Origin of the sequence: Streptococcus sp. 2022WUSS037 (genome assembly GCF_044427225.1) — a bacterium.
In the GTDB taxonomy this organism is placed as follows: Bacteria; Bacillota; Bacilli; order Lactobacillales; family Streptococcaceae; genus Streptococcus.
This window is the reverse complement of sequence record NZ_JAOTGJ010000017.1, coordinates 1-17,241: the sequence shown is the minus strand read 5'-3', so window position 1 is coordinate 17,241 and position 17,241 is coordinate 1. Positions and strand designations below refer to the sequence as shown.

The window sequence follows — 17,241 nt, the reverse complement described above, 5'->3', positions numbered from 1 at the left end:
GACCAGGCTGTTTTGTTTATTCCGTAATTTTCTGATACATATGCGGTCTGCGGTCCCTAAAGAGACCCCAGTCTAAACGCTCACGCGCACCTTTGTCCAAATCATAAGTAGCAAGCAAGACAGTTTCCTCCTCTCGACCTGCTTTCTCAATCAATTCACCTGTTTCATCTGTCAAGAAAGAGGAGCCATAGAAACACAAGCTAGAAGACTGGCCTCCATTTTCTGCAGAAGGCTGCACTTCTTCCAAGCCGATACGGTTGGCTGCAATGACTGGCGTGATGTTGGCCGCCGCATGGCCCTGCATGGTTCGTTGCCAATGGCCTTGACTGTCTGTATCCAAAATCGGCTCCGAACCAATAGCTGTTGGATAAAAGAGCAATTCCGCCCCATTCAATGCCAAACAGCGAGCTGTTTCTGGAAACCATTGGTCCCAACAGATACCAATGCCAATTTTCGCAAATCGAGTTTCCCAGACCTTAAACCCAGTATTTCCCGGTGTGAAGTAAAACTTCTCCTGATAATAATGGTCGTCAGGGATATGGGTCTTGCGGTAAACTCCCAAAACTCTTCCATCCGCATCAATGACCGCAATGGAATTGTAGAGGCTATTGCCATCTTTTTCATAGAAGGAAATAGGCAAGACAACCTGCAATTCCTTTGCAATAGGAATAAAGTGCTGAACAGCATCATTTTCCTCTACAGACTTGGCATAGTTGTAATAGTCATACTGGCGTTCTTGACAAAAATAAGGACGCTCAAAGAGTTCAGGCAGGAGAATAATCTGCGCTCCCTGACCAGCAGCCTGTCTGACCAAACGTTCTGCGGTCGCCAGATTTTCAGCTAAAACTTGACTACACTGCATCTGGACAGCTGCTACAGTAACATTTCTCATTTATTTTCCTTTCTAAATCGGGGAATCTGCTGGGTGATGCAGTGAATATTCCCACCTCCAAGCAGGATGTCTCGGGCCGGTATGCCAACGACTTTTCTGGTTGGAAAAAGTTGCGCTAGGAGATGCAGTGCCTGCGCATCATGCTCATCTTCAAACTGGGGCACTAATACCGCACCGTTGCTGACGTAAAAATTCACATAGGAAGCTGCCAAGCGTTCGCCAGCAGTCCGTTCTTCTTCCCCTTCTTCATAGACATAGCCTGGCAAATCCTCTTCTGTTACTAGAATAGGATATTTTGGAATAGGCAGTTTATGGACGATCAACTTTCTGCCCTTAGCATCTACTTGCTCATCCAAGTAGTCCAAATCAGCCTTGGACATGGCATATTGGGGATCTGCCTCATCATCCGTCCAGGCTAAAACGATCTCAGCTGGACCAACAAAGGCCACAACATTGTCCACATGTTCGTTGGTTTCATCGTTGTAAATGCCATAAGGGAGCCAGAGAACCTTTTCTGCTCCGAGAGTATCTAGAAGCACTTGCTCAATCTGGACCTTGGTCAGAAGAGGATTGCGGCCTGGGCTCAGCAAACAGGATTCGGTCACCAAGATGGTTCCTTCACCATCGCTATGGATGGCTCCACCTTCTAGGACAAAGGGATGGGCATCATGGACTGGTAGACCGATGGCCTGACTAAATCGACTAGCCACCTGATCATCTGCTTCATAGTCCTGATAAAGACCATCATAGCTTCCGCCCCAAGCGTTAAAGCCCCAATCGACAGACAAAGCTCTGCCATTTTCATGAACCAAGACCGTCGGACCTGTGTCTCGCGCCCAAGCGTCGTTGGTGGGGATGTCCAGGTAGGCAATGCCAGCCCCCAGCATGGATTGAGCCTCCTCACGGTGTGCCACATCCACCAAGAGATAGACCTGCTCGCTTTCAGCAATGGTTTTAATGACCTGGCTAAAGGCTTTTTTTGCCCCCTGACCATCAAAGGGCCAGGATCCTGGGCGAGTCGGCCACACCATTAGGGTACCGTGATGGGGCTCATACTCAGCAGGCATACGGTAACCCGCTGCTTTTGGACTTTCTATCATGACAACCTCCCCTTGAAATCTTCATAGCCAAAACTTTTGATAATCCGACAGTCGCCTGTCTGATCCATCAAGACCAGACTTGGCAGACCAATGCCATTGAAGGTATTGTTTTTTACAAAGGAATAGATGGCCATATCTTCAAAGTAGAGCTTATCGCCAATCTCCACAGGCTTTTCAAAGGAATAATCGCCGATGATGTCGCCCGTCAGACAGGTATTGGAAGATAGTCTGTAAGTAAATTCCTTCTCTCCAGCCTCAAAGCCATTTCGTAGCGGTGGGCGATAGGGCATTTCCAAGACATCTGGCATATGGCAAGTAGCCGAAGTATCCAAAACCAGCGTCTCAATGCCATTTTCGACAATGTCTAAAATTTCTGTCACCAGATAGCCCGCATTGAGGGCGATGGCCTCGCCGGGCTCAATGTAAACTTCTAATCCATAGGTTTCCTGCATATGCTGGATAGAGGAAATCAGCAAATCTAGATTATAATCCCCCCTGCTCACATGATGGCCTCCACCCATATTGAGCCATTTGATACGGTGTAGGTATGGACCGAATTTGGCCTCGACAGCATCCAAGGTGGTTTTCAAATCATCCGAATTTTGCTCACAGAGGGTATGAAAATGCAGGCCATCCACCAAGTCCAGCAGGTCTTCTGAAAACTGGTCAATACGAACACCGAAACGAGAACCCGCTGCGCAGGGGTCATAGAGGGCATGTTCACCTTGGGTCGAACATTCTGGATTGATTCGCAGGCCGACACTGACTCCAGCTGCTCGGCATTTGTCCACATGCTTGCGGAGTTGGCGCTCTGAGTTAAAGACGATATGGTCCGCAATCTCCAAAATCTCCTCCAAATCCGCCTCCTTGAAGGCTGGAGCAAAGACATGGACTTCACCTCCAAACTCTTCACGACCTAATTTGGCTTCGTAAAGTCCTGATGCGGTTGTTCCAGCCAGATACTGACTGATTAGGGGGTAAGTGGCATACATGGAGAAGGCTTTTTGGGCTAATAACACCTTGCAGCCTGTGCGGTCTTGGACAGACTTGAGAATTTCTAGATTTTTTACCAGCTTGGCTTCATCAATGACGTAAGCTGGTGTTGGGACTTGATCAATTCTCATCTAGTCCACCAAAACAGGATTTTCTACTACTTGCCAAGGCAATCCATATTGGTTGAGCAGGTCCATAAATGGATCTGGATCCAATTCTTCCAAGTTGTAAACGCCTGGTTTTTTCCAAGTTCCGTCCATGACAAGCTTGGTTCCAATCATGGCTGGCACACCAGTTGTATAGGAAATAGCTTGTGAGCCAACTTCCTTGTAACACTCTTGGTGGTCACATACGTTGTAGATGTAGATAGTCTTCTCCACACCGTCCTTGATACCTTTGAAAATACCGCCGATGTTGGTTTTCCCAACAGTACGTGGACCAAGGCTGGCAGGGTCTGGCAATAATGCTTTGAGGAATTGGATAGGTACGACTTCTTGTCCGTTAAAGTTGATTGGGTCAGTCCGCAAGAGACCAACATTTTCCAAACATTTCATGTGAGTCAAGTAGGATTGACCAAAAGTCATAAAGAAGCGAATGCGTTTGACACCTGGAATATTTTTAGCAAGAGATTCGATTTCTTCATGGTGGAGGAGGTACATATCCTTCTGCCCCACTTCTGGGAAGTCATATTCTCGCTTGATAGACATGGCTTCAACTTCCACCCATTTGCCATTTTCCCAGTAGGAGCCTGGTGCTGAAACTTCACGCAGGTTGATTTCAGGGTTAAAGTTGGTCGCAAATGGATAGCCGTGGTCTCCACCGTTACAGTCTAGGATGTCGATATAGTGGATTTCATCGAAATAGTGTTTCAATGCGTAGGCTGAGAAAACGCTGGTCACGCCTGGATCAAATCCGGATCCCAAAAGAGCTGTCAACCCTGCTTTTTCAAAACGCTCCTTATAAGCCCACTGCCATGAGTAGTCAAAGTAAGCCGTAAAGCCCTCTTCAGCACAGCGTTTTTCGTAGATGGCCCGCCATTCAGGGTCTTCTGTATCCTCGCACTCGTAGTTGGCCGTGTCAATATAGTCCACGCCAGTCGCCAAGCAGGCATCCATGATGGTCAAATCTTGGTAAGGCAGGGCAACGTTCAAGACAGCTTTTGGCTGGTAGTTTTCGATCAAGGCAATCACTTCTTCTACCCTGTCCGCATCCACTTGGGCAGTTTCAATTTTTACGGAAGTTTTTCCTTCTAAGGCAGCCTTCAAATCATCACATTTGGACTTGGTACGGCTGGCAATCATGACTTCCTTGAAGCTATCTTCTGCCTGGCACACCTTGCTGATGGCAACTTGGGCAACTCCGCCACATCCAATAACTAACAAACGACTCATTATTTTTTCTCCTCTTCTTCTAAAATGTCTTCTACATAGCGGGGCAAGAGAAATGCTCCGATATGGAGGTTAGCAGTATAATATTCTGTAAAAAGCTGGCGCGCTTTCCATTTTTCCTTGTCAAAATCTTCAATGGGATGGTATTTTTTAGAGGCGAAGCCAAATAACCAATAACCCGCCGCAGATGTCGGAATATGGGCCTGATAAACACGGCTGATAGGAAAGGATTGGGTCGCCTTCCGATGCATGGAACGAAAAGCCGACTCATCTTCATCATAGAATGGCGAACCATGTTGGTAGACCATAATGCCATCTTCCTTCAAAGCTCGGTAGGCGTTGCCGTAAAATTCCTTGGTAAACAATCCTTCCGTATGTCCAAATGGATCTGTCGCATCATTGATGATGATGTCATACTCATTTTCACAGTTGCGCAAGAAACGCAGGCCATCCTGTAAATAAACCTCGACCCGCTCATCTTCCAAGCCAGAGGCATAGTCTGGGAAATACTGACGACACACTTCAACAAGTAGTTCATCTGGCTCTACTACGTCAATACGTTCGATTTCAGGATACATACTGAGAACTTGGGCAACGCCACCGTCACCCCCACCCAAAATCAAAATCTTCTTGGGATTGGGATGGACAGCCATGGGCACATGTACTGCCATCTCATTGTAGACAAAGTCATCTGCATCCGAGAATAAAACACGACCATTAAGGGTTAATATTTTTCCAAATGCTGGGGAATCCAAGACTGCAATATCTTGATATTCACTCTTGCCAGCATAGAGCTGCTGGCTGGTGCGAATGGATAACTTGACATCTGGCGTTTGGACTTCTGAAAACCACATTTCCATGACTAGACCTCCTTAATGACATTGATGAAGTTGACATCTGGATCTTCTGTCCCTTGGACGGAGCAACCGCGCTCCTTGGCAAAGATGATGTAGTCAACAATTTCCTGAGTCACTCGTTCTCCAGGGGCCAAAAGAGGAATACCTGGAGGATAGCACATGACAAATTCCCCACAGACCTGACCAACTGCTTCTTGCAGGGAACGGCTTTCCCGCTCTGCATAAAAGGCCTCCTGCGGTGACAAAACCAGCTGCGGCTGGATGTATTCTCCCGAAATCAAATCCGAACCATCTCGTGAGTAGAGTCGCTTGATGTCAGCCAGTGCTCCCACCAGCCGCTCGATGTCCTGCAAGCGGTCACCGATTGAAATATAGGCCAAGATATTGCCAATATCACCAAATTCAATCTGGATGTCGTACTCATCCCGCAGCAAATCATAGACTTCAATCCCTGTCAGACCAATGCCCTGCGTATAGATGGAGAGCTTGGTTACATCAAAATCATGCACCGTTTTGCCATCAATCAATTCTTTAGAATAGGCATAGTAGCCACCGATGGCATTGATTTCACGACGAGCATACTCAGACATTTCAATGACTTTTTCAAAAGACTCTTTCCCACGAAGGGCCAGATTTCTCCTTGAAATATCCAGACTAGCCAGCAAGAGATAGGAAGCGGATGTCGACTGGGTCAGGTTGATAATCTGACGGACATACTCCACATTCATATCTGGACCGACCAATAAAAGTGAGCTCTGGGTCAGACTCCCCCCTGACTTATGCATGGAAACAGCTGCCATATCAGCCCCCACATCCATAGCCGCCTCTGGCAATTTGTCTGAAAAATGCAAATGCGCACCATGAGCCTCATCTACCAAAACTTTCATACCCGCTGCGTGAGCTTTCTCAGTCAAGCTACGCAGGTCCGAGCAGATGCCATAATAGGTCGGATTGTTAATCAAGACAGCAACAGCATCAGGATGCTCTGCAATGGCCCGTTCAAAGGCAGCATTTTCCAAGGCAAGAGCAATGCCAATCCGTGGCTCCACGCTCATATCCACATAGACAGGGATGGCACCACAAAGGACAAGGGCATTGAGGGCTGACTTATGGACATTTCGGGGGAGGATAATCTTATCGCCCGCCTTACAGGTCGCCAAAATCATGGTCTGGACTGAGGAGGTGGTTCCTCCAACCATAAGAAAGGCATGGCTAGCACCAAAGGCTTCTGCCGCCAATTCCTCTGCCTCTCGGATAATGGAGACGGGATGCCCTAGATTATCCAAGGGCTTCATGGAATTGACATCAATCCCCACGCATTTTTCTCCTAACAGTTCGACCAACTCTGGATTACCCCGTCCCCGCTTATGTCCAGGCACATCAAAGGGAACAATCCTTTTTCGGCGTAACTGTACCAATCCCTGATAAATAGGGGCTTGGTGTTGATTTTTCATATTGAAAAACTCCTTTGCTTGATGGACTCCTACCCTTTTTTAAACAAGTAAAAAGAGCAGGGTTCATCCTGCTCTACAATCCAAATCGACGTTTTTTATTCTTCTCTTGAGTTTATGTGCCTACCGTTTCCTACTCTCCAGTGCAAATATATACGTACTTTATTGACCGTTTCACAAGATGACGTGTGCTTTCACCACACTAAATTTGATATACGAATTAGGGATGAACCCTAAAATCAACTTATAAAATGTAGGCTTTTAACCCTATCAATAATGTGGCTTACGCCACGCTTCGGCATTCGACCCGCCTGTCCGTAGGCTTTGGTTATGATCAATAGCAGAGCTACTCATCCCATATAGGTCTGATATTTGCTAGAATAGGTATGACTACTTTTCCTAGGCCTGTTTATTGTAACACGGAAATTTCTCTTTGACAAGTATAATTTTTAATATTTTTTACAAAAAATCCAAACATTAATAAAAAAACGGCTTCAAACGTTCGAAACCATTTTGTTTTTTTATTTAATTCCTAATGCAATTCGAGCATAACGACTCATTTTTTGAACGGTCCAAGCTGGTGACCAAACCAGTCTCACATCTACTTCTGTTACTTCAGGAACATCCTTCAGCACATCATGAATTTGATCGGTAATCAAATCAGCTAAGGGACAGCCCATGGTCGTCAAGGTCATATCAATTTCAGCCTTGCCCTCAATAAATCGGATTTCATAAATTAGCCCTAAATTGATAATATCAATACCTAGCTCAGGGTCAATCACATCTTCAAGAGCATGAAAAATACGCTCCTGAATGTCTTTAATTTGATCTTCTGTGTACGTCATTTTTCTCTCTTTCTTGTTCACAAGTTCAATACTGGAAAAGAAACAAACCAAGTTTATGTCAAAAAGTCCACTTGGCGCTCCCTTTCTCATTTCAAGGGGAGCGGTTAAAAAGGTTCCCCGAACCTTGTCCGCTTTCGGAATTTTAGGCGGACGTTGAGAAAGCCTATCCGTAGGCTTATTCCTCGCTTTCCTATTTCTAAGCTCGGGTTAAAACACCACTGGATTAGCCTGCTCTCTTATTTTCAAGCAGGCGTTAAAAACGTCCACTGGACGTTTTTAATCCTCAATAAAGTCTCTGAGTGGTTTGCTACGGGATGGGTGGCGGAGTTTACGGAGGGCTTTGGCTTCGATTTGGCGGATGCGTTCACGGGTTACGTTAAAGACTTTACCAACATCTTCAAGAGTGCGCATTTTACCATCGTCTAAACCAAAACGAAGACGCAATACGTTTTCCTCACGGTCAGTAAGAGTATCCAATACCTCATCTAACTGTTCACGAAGAACGACACGAGTTGTGTAATCAACTGGATTTTCAATGACTTCGTCTTCGATGAAATCTCCCAAATGGCTGTCATCTTCTTCCCCGATTGGTGTTTCCAAAGAAACAGGTTCTTGGGCAATCTTAAGGATTTCACGAACTTTCTCAGGCGTCATATCCATACGCTCTGCAATTTGCTCAGGAGTTGGATCTTGGCCCAATTCTTGCAAGAGATTGCGTTGCTCACGAACCAATTTGTTGATGGTTTCCACCATGTGAACAGGAATACGGATTGTACGTGCTTGGTCCGCAATGGCACGAGTGATAGCCTGACGAATCCACCAGGTTGCATAGGTTGAAAACTTGAAACCTTTAGAGTAGTCGAACTTGTCAACGGCCTTCATCAAGCCCATGTTTCCTTCTTGGATAAGATCAAGGAACTGCATACCACGACCGACATAGCGTTTTGCAATAGAAACAACCAAACGCAAGTTGGCTTCCGCCAAACGTTGTTTTGCTTCTGGATCACCTGCTTCAACTGCCAGAGCCAATTCTTGCTCTTCCTCGTTGGTCAAAAGAGGTACAACACCAATTTCTTTCAAATACATGCGGACTGGGTCGTTCACTTTTGCAGAAGTGCTTCCAAGCAATTCTTCGTCAGATAATTCTTGCTCTTCCTCTACCTGCATAGCACGCGCTGATGGATTTCCATCCTTATCAACAATTGAAATCCCTGCGTCCTGAATACGTTGGAGCAAATCATCGATTCCGTCAGCATCAAGCGTAAATGGAATAACCAGTTGGTCATTGATTTCATCGTCTGTAGCTGAACCTTGTTTTTTATGGTTTCGAATAAATTCAGCAACTTGTACATCAAAAGTTGTCACTTCTGTCTTTTTATCTTTTTTACTTGTCATACTTACTCCATCTGTTTTCTTTTCTCGAGAAGTTGAGCCAACTCATCAAGGGCAATATCGGCATTTCCCACATGGGAATGTTCACGAATTTTCCGTGTCAGGTGTTGATTTTCCTTTCGCAAGAGTTCTTTGTCTCGTCGCAACTCCAATTCCTCAATCTCGTGTTGACCTACTTCTTCTGGTAATCGTTCTTCCAAGATACGATACCAGGACTGTTGAACACTATCTTCCAATTGAGATAAGTCAAAGCTACTAATCTCACCTTGATTTTTCAACAATTCATACAATACCTGCAATTCTGGTGTAGCAAAATAAAAATCATCTCTCAGTCGAAATTCATTTAAAATATACGGATGCTCAACCATGCGATAGAGCAAGTGATTCTCCGTTCGAATGAGACTGGTAAGGCGAACCAAGGGCTGAGCTGGAATCTGGAAGGACGGCTCAACTTGTTGGGATTGGATTTGTTGGCTGCGTTGTTGACGTTGATTTAAGCGAACGGCATTGACTGCCTGCTCCACCTGACTATAATCAATGTCCGAAAGCACCTCAGCTACCTTATAAATATAGGAATTCTGAGCTGTAATGGACGAGACCTTTGCAATGATTGGGGCAATCTTATCCACAAAATCAATCTGCATTTGCAAATTATCCGGATTTTCGGGCTTCAGATAGTCGATTAAAAATTCTACATCACTTATCCTAGACTTGGTTAAGACTTGTAACAGGGCTTCTTCAGAATTTTTTTGCAAAAATTCATCCGGGTCCATATTATCAGGCAGACTAACTATTTCCACCTGAAAATCTCGCAATTCGTCTAAAGCCTTCATAGTAGCCGCTTGACCAGCTTTATCACCATCATAGGTCAAAACTAACTTCTTACAGAACTTAGCCAAATGGCCAACGTGCTCTCGAGTAAGAGCCGTTCCCATAGAAGCTACTGCATTGTCAATACCAGCCCGATGGGCCGCGATAACATCCAGAAAGCCCTCCATCAGATAAACTTCCCGCTGTTTTTTGATGACAGCCTTTGCCTTGTCCAAATGATATAATTCGTAACTCTTATTAAAAATAGCCGTGCTACGAGAATTTTTATACTTGGCTAACTGCTTATTCTGTAAGTCTTTTTCCGTCCAGATCCTTCCAGAAAAAGCAATAATCCTCCCAAACTCATCCGCCAAAGGGAACATAATTCGAGACTGAAAGGCATCAAAAATCATATTCTGTTCACTAGGATTAAACAAACCCGAGTGCAATAAACTGTCTTCATCGTATTGCTGAGAAAGTTTTTGATAAAGAATATTTTGCTCCTCTGGCGCTAGACCAATTTGGAAGCTCTTCATTACTTCGTCAGTTAATCCACGCTGGTGAAGGTAGTTCCGTGCTTCCTCCCCCATTTTTGTGGTCATTAACAAGGCATGATAAAACTTAGCCGCATCACTATGTATGTCGTATAAAAGCTGGTGAGGATTTTCTTTCTTGGGCTGGAAATGACTTGTAGATTGAATTTCTACCTGAAAACCTGCTTTCTCTGCTAAAACAGCAACTGCATCTGCAAAGGGAATTCCACGTGTTTCCTCTACGAACTTGAATACATCACCAGACTTCCCACAACCAAAACAGTGGTAGAACTGCTTATCTTCAACAACGTTAAAAGAAGGTGTCTTTTCTCCATGAAAAGGACAGAGACCAACATAATTCCGTCCCGCTTTTGTCAAAGCAACCGTTTCACCAATAACATCAACGATATTGAGAGCTTGTTTTATTTCAGTAATTTTATCCTTTGAAAGCACATTCCCTCCTCATATCATACTAGCTAATTTAAAAAGTGAACACTCTTCCCTTAGTTTAACATACTCTATTTTATACTAAAAGAAGGAAAATGTAAAATTTCTGAAACAAATTACTTGTAAAATAATTTTTAACGGTTATTATATATAGAGTAAAATATTTATGAAAGGACATATTTAGGATATGTTGAAAGATTTAAAAGCCTTTTTGTTCCGTGGAAACGTGATTGATTTGGCTGTCGGTGTGATTATTGCATCTGCATTTGGTGCAATCGTTAAATCATTGGTTGAAGATGTAATTACTCCATTGTTCTTGACGCCAGCTTTGAAAGCTGCTGGTGCAGAAAAAATCGCTGACTTGTCATGGAACGGTGTAGCATACGGTAACTTCTTGAGTGCTGTTATCAACTTCTTGATTGTTGGTACTGTTCTCTTCTTCATCGTTAAGGCTGCGGAAAAAGCTCAAAGCTTGGCTAAGAAAGAAGAAGCTGCTGTTGAAGAAGCTACACCTGCTGGTCCAACTCAAGAAGAATTGCTTGCAGAAATCCGTGACTTGTTGAAAAAATAATCAATAAGATAGTGAAACAGGCACCGTGCCTGTTTTTTGTACTATGAAAAAGAAGATGTGAGCCAACACTCACATCTTTTCTTATCCTTCATATCCATTTGGATTTTTAGACTGCCAATTCCATGTGTCACGGCACATATCTTCAATGGTTTTCTCTGTTTTCCAATTGAGTTCAGCCAGAGCCTTGTCTGCGTTAGCATAGCAAGTTGCTACATCACCTGGCCGACGGTCTACAATCTTATACGGTACTGGCACGCCATTGACTTTTTCAAAGGCTTGAACCAATTCCAGTACACTAGTTCCTTGACCAGAACCAAGGTTATAGGTGTGCACACCTGAGGTTGTCGAAATTTTTTCCAAGGCCTTGATATGACCAAGTGCCAAGTCAATCACGTGGATGTAATCACGAACACCTGTTCCATCTACTGTGTCATAGTCCGAACCAAAGACACTGAGTTCTGGACGCTTACCTACTGCTACCTGGGCTATAAAGGGCATGAGGTTGTTTGGAATACCTGCTGGATCTTCACCGATTAAGCCTGATTCATGGGCACCGATTGGGTTGAAATAACGGAGAAGGGCAACACTCCAGTCCTTGTCTGCCACTTCCACATCACGCAAGATTTGTTCCAACATGACTTTTGTATAGCCATAAGGATTGGTTGCGCTGGTTGGCATGGTTTCCACCAAAGGAGATGGGTTGTTAAGACCGTAAACCGTTGCGCTGGATGAGAAGACAATTTTCTTAACGCCAAACTCCGCCATGACTTCTACCAAAGCCAAGGTGGACATGATGTTGTTTTCATAGTACATAACTGGTTTTTCAACGGACTCACCGACTGCCTTGTAGCCTGCAAAGTGAATAGCTGACTCAATGTTTTCTTTTTCAAAAACCTGACGCAAGGCAACCTGATCTGCCACGTCTAGCTCATAGAAAGTTGGGCGTTTGCCTGTGATTGCTTCGATTCGGTCCAAGACTAAGATGCTAGAGTTGGATAGATTATCTACGATGACGACTTCTTTTCCCAACTTCAACAACTCTACAACCGTGTGACTACCAATATAACCAGCTCCACCTGTAACCAAAATACTCATGTATGCTCTCCTTTTCACTTGGACAAAATTTTATATATCTATTATATGTTACATAGGGTGAAAAGTAAACAAAAAACAGCCCTAAGGCTGCCTAAATTCAATTAGAATTTTTTACGCTTGCGAGCTGCTTCTGATTTACGTTTACGTTTTACAGATGGTTTTTCGTAGAATTCGCGTTTGCGTGTTTCTTGAAGAGTACCAGCTTTAGTAACCGCACGTTTGAAACGACGAAGAGCATCATCAAGTGATTCGTTCTTGCGTACTACTGTTTTTGACATTATTTTCACTCCCCTCAATTTCAAAGTCTTAATCATTGTACTGTAAAATAAATCGATTGTCAAGACTTTTATTGGCATTTCCTATCGAATGTCACATTTTTTAATAAGAAAAAACCAAATACCGCAAAAAACTTCATAGAGGACGAAAAAGAGGATGAAGCAATGAAGGAAAAATTCCTGGGGAAGTATATAAATGACCGGATCTTTCAACGGGTCAAAGAGCCAGGTCGAATCACCTGGGAAGAGCAGATGATGGAAGAGAACAAAAAAGCTATCAAAACCAATCAGCAAGCCCACTAACGCAATCAGTAGAGGCGCAAGAGCCATCCACCTAAAAACAGTTCGATAGAGCTTGCCATATCCTTTTCGCACCACTTCTTTCCAAAAATAGAAAACCGCAGGCAAACTAATCAGAAAAATAAACTGTGCCAGATGAAAGAGAACTTTCACATCCGCAAAATGTTTGAGTCCATTTGCTGAGGATGAAAAATTTGGCATGTCTAAAACACTTGCAAATGGATTGGTCAAATAGTTCATCAAAATATTGAAATTATAGGAAATATCTGCCGCTTTCATGTAGACTACTTTTTCCAACTCCAAAAAAGAAATCTCAAACGGATAAACTAGCCAAGCTAGGTAGATGGTTCCTAGAACTGCTGCCGATAAGACAAATAAAATCGTTCCGATAATCTGTAACTTAGTTCTCATCAAAACTCCATTCATCTAAACTATCAAGGACATGGGTTGGAGCAAGGGGTAAGCCTGCTACTTCTTCTGGCTTGGTGAAACCAGTCAGGACCAAAAGAGTTGGAAATCCATTGTCAATCCCTGCACGAATATCCGTCAGGTAGTTATCCCCCACCATAACCGTTTGACTGCGTTCTGTACCTAAAATCTCCAGAGCCTTATCCATGATAATGGCTTCAGGCTTACCAATAAAGGTCGGCTCTACACGGGTCGCAGCTTTCAAAAGCGCAATAAGCGAGCCTGCTCCTGGCAAATGACCTCTTTCAGTCGGAATATTTAAGTCAGGATTGGTACCGATAAAGGTCGCCCCTTTTTGAATAGCCAAGGTGGCAATGGTCAGTTTTTCATAGGTCAACTGAGTATCCAAACCGACAACAACATAGGCTGGATTTTCCGTGTCTTCCACATAACCTGCCTCAAAAATGGCAGACTTGAGCCCGTCTTCTCCAATGACATAGACTGTCTTTTCCTTGCCCAAATCATTCATATAATCTACTGTCGCCAGACTGGCTGTATAGATGGTCTCCAGCGGTGTTTCGATATTAAAATGCTCCGCCAACATAGCCTGCACCATTTCAGGACGACGGGTAGTGTTGTTAGTCACGAAAAGATAGGGAATCTGACGTTCCTGCAAGCGATGAATAAACCGCTCACCAGCAGGAATCCGCTTTTTCCCTTCATAAATCGTACCATCCAAATCAATCAAATAACCTGTATATGTCATTTTTCCTCCTTAATCAAATCGTGTTTCCCAATGCTCAGACCGACTAGCTTCCAAGCAAAGTGCTAACTGCTCAGCTGTATTTTTCGCAAGTGAGAGCGGTGGTAAGTCATCTAGACTGAAAAAGCCACTGGCAACTGTTTCCGAATTGGGCTGAAACTCCCCGCCAAGGAGACGACATAGAATGAAGACCTTGGTCACGCGGTGAGCTGACTTGGCAGGATTATTCTTGTGCTTATCCAAAATCGCAACGACTCGCAGAGCCTCCACATCCAGCCCCGCTTCTTCCTTTACTTCCTTGACAACATTTTCCTTGACGGACTGGTCCACATCGCACCAACCACCTGGCAAGGACCAGAGCCCATCGTTTTCCTGGACAAGCAGGATTTTATCCTCTTGGAAAATAGCTGCGCGGGTATCCAGCTTGGGTGTCTGATAGCCTGTTTCATTGCAAAACAAGTCTGTCACCACTTCAAAGGGCTGTCCAGATGGCTCTACCAACATTTCTGCCGCAATCTGTCTAATTTCTTCGAAACGCTCCATGTCATAAACATCTTTTCCATAAGCCAAGCCTGTCTGAGCCAAGGCTTGTAAACGCACTGCCCATTCCAACCACTTATCCTGCGACATGACTTTCCCTCCATTCTATGACAGCTTGCGCATGAATATGCCCATCTACCACAACCTCATGCTGGCTGACACCAGCTTCTGCCACCAAACGTGAACTCACCAAGCTAGTTGCCTCTACTTCCTTAAGATACTTGAGTTGGATTTTTTTAGGGATATGGCAGAGCAGAAAATCATAGCCCAGTGCTTCATACATCCACTCCAGATACTTGCCATTATTGACATGACCATTCATATCCAAGTCAAAATAGCGAACAGGAAATTCTTGAACAGATGGATTTTCCAAGAGCTGATACTTAGGAGCCCGAGGTAATTTCTTGACCTGCTCAGACTGATAAGGAGCAATCAAATCTTCTGGCACAGGCGCCACCTTGCGAGTCTCAAAATCAATCAGGACAAAATAGCAGAGAATGTCCAACAAAAGATTACCCGCTGCATCGTAGATATAGAACATCCGATGACAGAAAAACTTGTTGTAAGCAACCGCTTCTGTTTTTATCGTGATGGTTTCATTGTACTTGGGCAGGCTTTGAATAGTTAGTTCATAATCTGTCACCACCCAAATCAAGCCAAATTCCTGAAAAACATAGAGGTCACTGCGCCCCAGTTCTTCCGACTGCCGACCTGACACACCAAGACAGTAGGAAATAAAGTCAGGCAGTTTGATTTCTTGTTTAACATCCACCATATCAAAAGGAATGGTGAACTCTTCTTGGTAGCTTAGTCCCATAATTCTAATCTTTCTAGTCTTAAAGTATAGTCTTTCAGTTTGCTTTTAGTACTTGCTCCAACTATCTGGGAGATAGTTGGAGGTTGGAAATGAAGCGAACAAAGTTCGCGTCAACAGCTGCAGGTAGCTTCACTAGTCCAGCGGACTATGGAAGTTTGGAAATCACACTTACGATAAGTACGGCAAAGCGAGTTCAAATACTCCAGTGGAGTGTTTGAAGTTGGAAATAAGGAAACGAAGTTTCCTCGCTCGTCGAAATAATAAAACAAACTGAATGACTGATATGTAAAGCCCTTTGTCAAGTAAAAAACAATCGAACTGATAAAAAATGAAAAGTATCTAGAAAGAGCCTAGTTCTTAGCTTCGGGCATTGGCCACTCTGATATTCGTGGATTGGTTACCTACAGGTCAATGGTTCTGCCGCGAGTCCTACTCTCTATAAGCGTGGATCACAATTGTGCCACTTAGTCATTTCGTAGATGACTCAAACCTTGAAGTCCTAAACTCCTTCAAGATACTCTCCATTCAAACATGATTTCAATCCTTATTTCTGTCCAAATTCACCCAGTGATTTTGGATAGAAATAAGGATTCCTCATCGCTCTGCGATGATAAAACTTAATTGTCAAAAGTGTACATGAAAACAAGTGCTAACTTCAAACTATTCTTCCTGTCATCATTCCCCAAATAAAACCAGATAATTCCCGTGCAATAGCTGTTTTAGCAACATTTTGTTTCTTATTTTTTCCTAGAACAAGTGTGCGATAACGTCTTCTTAAGCGTTCATTAGCCTTATCCGCATAAGCAATCACCTCCACTCGGTTTCCATTTTGTCTCCTTTTCAATTCTTTGGATTTATACCCAATAGTTCCCTTAGCCAATGATTGTGCAGCTTCTATCAGAAGTCGTCTTACATGGCTATTACCAGCTTTGGTGATAGCACCTCTTCTCTCCTTGTCGCCACTAGAGTTTTCGCTAGGAGTCAGCCCAAGATAAGAAGCAAACTGTTGAGCTGTCGCAAAGCGATTAAAATCTCCGATTTCTGTCACAATGGAAAGAGCAGTTAGTGTTTTAATGCCAATGAAGCAAGAAAGCCGTGAGACCTTCTCTTGATAACTGTCGCTTTGAGCCAGTTGCTCAATTCGTGCATCATACCGTTCTATTTGATCTACTAATTTCTCATAGGTCAATAGATATTCTGTCAAAATCTCTGCGTAAAGTCCCTCAAGATGTAGGGAACGGAGCCAGCGGACATGTTTCTGTGTCCAATTACTGCTTCCCTCGGTATAGCGAAAATCATGTCGAAGACAGAAGGCAAGAATTTGTTGTTTAATCTTCTTCAGAGCCACTTTGTGGTCTGTTCTCATACGGATATATTCTTTGACTTGTTCATCCTCAGCAGTAGGAATATGAACAGGTCGATAGCTACGAAAGGCCAGAGCTTTTGCGAGCTGAGCCGCATCTTTCTTATCAGTCTTGACACGCTTAGATCCTTCCTTCATTACCGTTGTAGGTGCCATCACGATACAGGGAATCCCGTGAGCTTGTAGCTGGTGATATAGGGTAAATCCAAGACATCCAGCTTCATAGCCACATAATACTTCTGCCTCTTGACCATACAAGCGACGAAGCTCATTTACATAGTTCACAATATAGCTAACATTTGGACCAACTTTAGTGCTATGTTTGAATTGATTGGTCATCATATCATAGTAGCAGAGTGAAAAACTTTCTTTGTGAACATCCATTCCGATGAAAAGTGTGG

18 protein-coding genes are annotated in these 17,241 nt (G+C 43.8%); 2 read left to right on the top strand and 16 right to left on the bottom strand.

Features of this window, described 5'->3' with window-relative positions:
* Positions 1 to 16: 16 nt before the first annotated feature.
* The 9 genes from aguB to dnaG form a co-directional block, all read right to left on the bottom strand.
* Positions 17 to 892, bottom strand: coding sequence for an N-carbamoylputrescine amidase (gene aguB / locus ODU55_RS07120; RefSeq protein ID WP_398582385.1), 876 nt, complete (start codon positions 890 to 892; stop codon positions 17 to 19).
* A complete protein-coding gene (gene aguA / locus ODU55_RS07115; protein ID WP_398582384.1) occupies positions 889 to 1,992 on the bottom strand; it encodes an agmatine deiminase in 1,104 nt (367 codons plus the stop codon). The genes aguB and aguA overlap by 4 nt, the downstream gene beginning before the upstream one ends.
* Complete coding sequence (gene nspC, locus ODU55_RS07110; RefSeq protein ID WP_398582383.1) at positions 1,989 to 3,116, bottom strand: carboxynorspermidine decarboxylase; 1,128 nt, start codon at positions 3,114 to 3,116, stop codon at positions 1,989 to 1,991. The genes aguA and nspC overlap by 4 nt, the downstream gene beginning before the upstream one ends.
* On the bottom strand, positions 3,117 to 4,376 hold the full coding sequence (locus tag ODU55_RS07105; RefSeq protein WP_398582382.1) for a saccharopine dehydrogenase family protein: 1,260 nt from the start codon (positions 4,374 to 4,376) through the stop codon (positions 3,117 to 3,119). It lies immediately after the preceding gene.
* Complete coding sequence (speE, locus tag ODU55_RS07100; protein ID WP_044687998.1) at positions 4,376 to 5,233, bottom strand: polyamine aminopropyltransferase; 858 nt, start codon at positions 5,231 to 5,233, stop codon at positions 4,376 to 4,378. Before speE ends, ODU55_RS07105 begins: the two co-directional genes overlap by 1 nt.
* A gap of 2 nt (positions 5,234 to 5,235) precedes the next feature.
* Entirely contained in the window at positions 5,236 to 6,684 is a 1,449-nt protein-coding gene (locus tag ODU55_RS07095; RefSeq protein WP_230332983.1) for an aminotransferase class I/II-fold pyridoxal phosphate-dependent enzyme, read from the bottom strand.
* 518 nt (positions 6,685 to 7,202) lie between these two features.
* Positions 7,203 to 7,526, bottom strand: coding sequence for a metal-sulfur cluster assembly factor (locus ODU55_RS07090; RefSeq protein ID WP_002935553.1), 324 nt, complete (start codon positions 7,524 to 7,526; stop codon positions 7,203 to 7,205).
* A gap of 276 nt (positions 7,527 to 7,802) precedes the next feature.
* Entirely contained in the window at positions 7,803 to 8,921 is a 1,119-nt protein-coding gene (gene rpoD / locus ODU55_RS07085; RefSeq protein ID WP_029186737.1) for an RNA polymerase sigma factor RpoD, read from the bottom strand.
* Positions 8,922 to 8,923: 2 nt separating this feature from the next.
* Complete coding sequence (dnaG, locus tag ODU55_RS07080) at positions 8,924 to 10,714, bottom strand: DNA primase (RefSeq protein ID WP_398582381.1); 1,791 nt, start codon at positions 10,712 to 10,714, stop codon at positions 8,924 to 8,926.
* 181 nt (positions 10,715 to 10,895) lie between these two features.
* Between dnaG and mscL the strand changes: the two genes are divergently transcribed.
* Positions 10,896 to 11,279 carry a large conductance mechanosensitive channel protein MscL gene (gene mscL, locus ODU55_RS07075; RefSeq protein ID WP_024378005.1) on the top strand — a complete coding sequence of 128 codons (384 nt, stop codon included), beginning with the start codon at positions 10,896 to 10,898 and terminating at the stop codon, positions 11,277 to 11,279.
* A gap of 81 nt (positions 11,280 to 11,360) precedes the next feature.
* On the opposite strand, the gene galE is transcribed toward mscL, so the two are convergent.
* The 6 genes from galE to ODU55_RS07045 all read right to left on the bottom strand — a co-directional run bounded on the left by galE (position 11,361) and on the right by ODU55_RS07045 (position 15,477).
* Positions 11,361 to 12,374: a UDP-glucose 4-epimerase GalE gene (galE, locus tag ODU55_RS07070; protein ID WP_398582380.1), complete on the bottom strand. Its 1,014-nt coding sequence runs from the start codon at positions 12,372 to 12,374 to the stop codon at positions 11,361 to 11,363.
* A gap of 101 nt (positions 12,375 to 12,475) precedes the next feature.
* Positions 12,476 to 12,652: a 30S ribosomal protein S21 gene (gene rpsU / locus ODU55_RS07065; RefSeq protein WP_000048054.1), complete on the bottom strand. Its 177-nt coding sequence runs from the start codon at positions 12,650 to 12,652 to the stop codon at positions 12,476 to 12,478.
* An 81-nt stretch (positions 12,653 to 12,733) separates the two neighbouring features.
* Positions 12,734 to 13,360: a TIGR01906 family membrane protein gene (locus tag ODU55_RS07060; RefSeq protein WP_398582379.1), complete on the bottom strand. Its 627-nt coding sequence runs from the start codon at positions 13,358 to 13,360 to the stop codon at positions 12,734 to 12,736.
* Positions 13,350 to 14,123 carry a TIGR01457 family HAD-type hydrolase gene (locus ODU55_RS07055; RefSeq protein WP_398582378.1) on the bottom strand — a complete coding sequence of 258 codons (774 nt, stop codon included), beginning with the start codon at positions 14,121 to 14,123 and terminating at the stop codon, positions 13,350 to 13,352. Before ODU55_RS07055 ends, ODU55_RS07060 begins: the two co-directional genes overlap by 11 nt.
* A 9-nt stretch (positions 14,124 to 14,132) precedes the next feature.
* A complete protein-coding gene (locus ODU55_RS07050) occupies positions 14,133 to 14,750 on the bottom strand; it encodes an NUDIX hydrolase N-terminal domain-containing protein (RefSeq protein ID WP_398582377.1) in 618 nt (205 codons plus the stop codon).
* On the bottom strand, positions 14,737 to 15,477 hold the full coding sequence (locus tag ODU55_RS07045; RefSeq protein WP_398582376.1) for an acyl-ACP thioesterase domain-containing protein: 741 nt from the start codon (positions 15,475 to 15,477) through the stop codon (positions 14,737 to 14,739). Before ODU55_RS07045 ends, ODU55_RS07050 begins: the two co-directional genes overlap by 14 nt.
* 89 nt (positions 15,478 to 15,566) lie before the next feature.
* Here ODU55_RS07045 and ODU55_RS07040 point away from each other — a divergent pair, with 89 nt between their 5' ends.
* Positions 15,567 to 15,695 (top strand): hypothetical protein, encoded by a 129-nt coding sequence (locus tag ODU55_RS07040; protein ID WP_398582375.1) that lies wholly within the window; start codon positions 15,567 to 15,569, stop codon positions 15,693 to 15,695.
* Positions 15,696 to 16,132: 437 nt separating this feature from the next.
* Here the strand turns inward: ODU55_RS07040 and ODU55_RS07035 are convergent.
* On the bottom strand, positions 16,133 to 17,241 hold a 1,109-nt coding region (locus ODU55_RS07035), incomplete at its 5' end, for an IS110 family transposase (protein WP_398582374.1).

What these genes read in the sequence shown, in the direction of transcription:
- rpoD (WP_029186737.1), bottom strand. Translation starts at nt 8,921, where the DNA reads ATGACAAGTAAAAAAGATAAAAAGACAGAAGTGACAACTTTTGATGTA.
- ODU55_RS07040 (WP_398582375.1), top strand. Translation starts at nt 15,567, where the DNA reads ATGAAGCGAACAAAGTTCGCGTCAACAGCTGCAGGTAGCTTCACTAGT.
- nspC (WP_398582383.1), bottom strand. Translation starts at nt 3,116, where the DNA reads ATGAGAATTGATCAAGTCCCAACACCAGCTTACGTCATTGATGAAGCC.
- ODU55_RS07090 (WP_002935553.1), bottom strand. Translation starts at nt 7,526, where the DNA reads ATGACGTACACAGAAGATCAAATTAAAGACATTCAGGAGCGTATTTTT.
- ODU55_RS07055 (WP_398582378.1), bottom strand. Translation starts at nt 14,123, where the DNA reads ATGACATATACAGGTTATTTGATTGATTTGGATGGTACGATTTATGAA.
- ODU55_RS07095 (WP_230332983.1), bottom strand. Translation starts at nt 6,684, where the DNA reads ATGAAAAATCAACACCAAGCCCCTATTTATCAGGGATTGGTACAGTTA.
- aguB (WP_398582385.1), bottom strand. Translation starts at nt 892, where the DNA reads ATGAGAAATGTTACTGTAGCAGCTGTCCAGATGCAGTGTAGTCAAGTT.
- speE (WP_044687998.1), bottom strand. Translation starts at nt 5,233, where the DNA reads ATGGAAATGTGGTTTTCAGAAGTCCAAACGCCAGATGTCAAGTTATCC.
- rpsU (WP_000048054.1), bottom strand. Translation starts at nt 12,652, where the DNA reads ATGTCAAAAACAGTAGTACGCAAGAACGAATCACTTGATGATGCTCTT.
- ODU55_RS07060 (WP_398582379.1), bottom strand. Translation starts at nt 13,360, where the DNA reads ATGAGAACTAAGTTACAGATTATCGGAACGATTTTATTTGTCTTATCG.
- ODU55_RS07105 (WP_398582382.1), bottom strand. Translation starts at nt 4,376, where the DNA reads ATGAGTCGTTTGTTAGTTATTGGATGTGGCGGAGTTGCCCAAGTTGCC.
- mscL (WP_024378005.1), top strand. Translation starts at nt 10,896, where the DNA reads ATGTTGAAAGATTTAAAAGCCTTTTTGTTCCGTGGAAACGTGATTGAT.
- galE (WP_398582380.1), bottom strand. Translation starts at nt 12,374, where the DNA reads ATGAGTATTTTGGTTACAGGTGGAGCTGGTTATATTGGTAGTCACACG.
- ODU55_RS07045 (WP_398582376.1), bottom strand. Translation starts at nt 15,477, where the DNA reads ATGGGACTAAGCTACCAAGAAGAGTTCACCATTCCTTTTGATATGGTG.
- ODU55_RS07050 (WP_398582377.1), bottom strand. Translation starts at nt 14,750, where the DNA reads ATGTCGCAGGATAAGTGGTTGGAATGGGCAGTGCGTTTACAAGCCTTG.
- aguA (WP_398582384.1), bottom strand. Translation starts at nt 1,992, where the DNA reads ATGATAGAAAGTCCAAAAGCAGCGGGTTACCGTATGCCTGCTGAGTAT.